The 2113-nt window shown below is 59.6% G+C and carries 2 protein-coding genes; one reads left to right on the top strand and one right to left on the bottom strand.

Translation table 11 applies throughout. The annotated features are described in order from the left end of the window. Positions 1-185: hypothetical protein (locus MRX98_RS21620; RefSeq protein WP_246915192.1), on the bottom strand; the 185-nt coding region annotated here is incomplete at its 3' end. Between MRX98_RS21620 and MRX98_RS21625 the strand changes: the two genes are divergently transcribed. Next, positions 184-1833 (top strand): response regulator, encoded by a 1650-nt coding sequence (locus tag MRX98_RS21625; protein WP_246915194.1) that lies wholly within the window; start codon positions 184-186, stop codon positions 1831-1833. The two genes, MRX98_RS21620 and MRX98_RS21625, sit on opposite strands and share 2 nt — an antisense overlap. Positions 1834-2113: the final 280 nt, after the last annotated feature.

Below are 2113 nucleotides of genomic sequence, written 5' to 3' on the forward strand. Positions count from 1 at the left end.
TTCCCCAATCCAGCGCCATGTGCCCCGATAATCATTTTTACCAACATCCACAGACTATTACGCCACATCATCCAACTTGGCACGCCCACTGCAGTCCCTTCCTGTAAAGCGTTACCGGCACCAAACAGAACCCAATTGCCGCGCAACCCAACCGACGGCATCACAATCAAGGAGGAGGACGTCATGGAAAAACCGATTCGCATCATGGTGGTGGACGATGAGCAGAGCATCTGCCGCAACGTCGAAAAGATTCTCACCAAAAACAACTACCAGGTCACCTGCGCCACCAGCGCCGACGAAGCCCTGACCATCATGGCCCAAAACAGCTTCGAGCTGGTGATCTCCGACATCGTGATGCCCAAGGTCAACGGCCTGGAACTGCTCAAGTCCATCAAGACCCAATGGCCGGACACCAAGGCCGTCATGATGACCGCCTACGCCTCCACCGACACCGCCATGAAGGCCATCCGCCTGGGCGCCCTGGACTACCTGCCCAAGCCTTTCACCCCCAAGGAGCTGCGCAATCTGGTGGACCAGGCCCTGGCCGGCAAGCTGATCGAAGCCAAGGTGAGCGAAGCCGAGAAAAAGGCCATCACCGTCATCGACGTGGACATCCCCTTCGATCCCGATGAAGTGGCCGCGGCCACCGGCGAAGCCTATGCCCGTTCCATCGGGCCTTCCGACATGCCGGTGGTGGAAGTCAGAACCCCCACCGATCAAGAAGGTTTCTGCGAAGTGGGCAACATGATCTGCGACATCTTCAAGAAACTGGGCGCCACCTGCAAGGCCGGCACCAAATCGGCCGGCTGCCCCCAGCTCAAGGCCAAAAAGAAAAAAGGCGCCGCGGCCACCCAGGGGCCGGCCGTCAAGACCCTGGTCGGCATCGACCAACCCTTCAACTACGAGGAGGTCAAAGCGGTCACCGGCCCGGAATATCTCAACTACCTGCGCAACGACGGCGTGGCCGTGCCCACCTATGAGGAACTCAAAGCCAACGTGGCACGCCTGGAACGCCGCATGCAGATCGACGTGGACATGCCCTTCGACCACGAAGCGGTGGCCAAGGCCACGGACGAAATCTACGCCCGCAATGTGGGCCGCTCGGACATCCCCACGGTGGAAATCACCGCCGATCAGCCCATGGAAGGCTTCTGCGAAGTGGGCAACATGGTGTGCGACATCTTCAAGAAGCTGGGCGCCACCTGCAAGGCCGGCACCAAATCGGCCGGCTGCCCCCAGCTCAAAGCCAAAAAGAAAAAGAGCGCCGCGGCACCGGGCGCCTTCGATCCGGCCAGGATGATCGGCATCGACCTACCGTTCGATTATAAAGAGGTGGCCGCCGCCACCGGCCCCGAGTATGTGGCCCAGTTGGAAACCGACGGCATCCAGGTGGTCCCCTACGCGCAGCTCAAAGCCAACTACGCCAAGCTGACCGCGGCGGAACAAACCCCCCGGCTCCAGGTGATCACCAACAAGGTGCTGGTCATCGACGACGAAGTGGCGGTCAACAACAACATCCGCAAAATCCTGGGCAAAAAGAAATACACCGTGGACCAGGCCACCACCAAGGAAGAGGCCCTGTCCAAAATCGAAGCCGGCGACTATTCCCTGGTGCTGCTCGACCTTCGCATTCCCGGCGTCAAGGACCTGGAACTGCTGGCGGCCATTCGCCAACACAAGCCCGATGCCCAGGTGATCATCATCACCGGCTACGCCAGCATCGAAACCGCCAAGGAGGCAGCGCGCATGGGCGCCATGGACTACCTGCCCAAACCGTTCACCCCCAACGAAATCCGCAACGCCACCGACCGCGCCATGCAACTCGCCGCCTAACCCAAAAAAAGCCACCCGGGGGGAAACCAATCCCCCCGGGACCACCCCCCCCACCCCAAAATATTCTGATCCCCGAATTGCAGGGCCCCCACACACCGTTCCCGAACAAACCTCTCGGGGCAACCCGGGCACGGCATGCCGTGCCCCTACAGGAGGCACACCCGACCCAACAAACCCACAAATCCTATAAAATCAAATAGACAGAATACCTTCACTTAAAACCTAAAACTTAAAACTTAAAACTGCCCGCCAGGGCCCCAACCCAACAAACCGATGTAAT

The organism is Desulfatitalea alkaliphila, assembly GCF_022968795.1.
Classification (GTDB): Bacteria; Desulfobacterota; Desulfobacteria; order Desulfobacterales; family Desulfosarcinaceae; genus Desulfatitalea; species Desulfatitalea alkaliphila.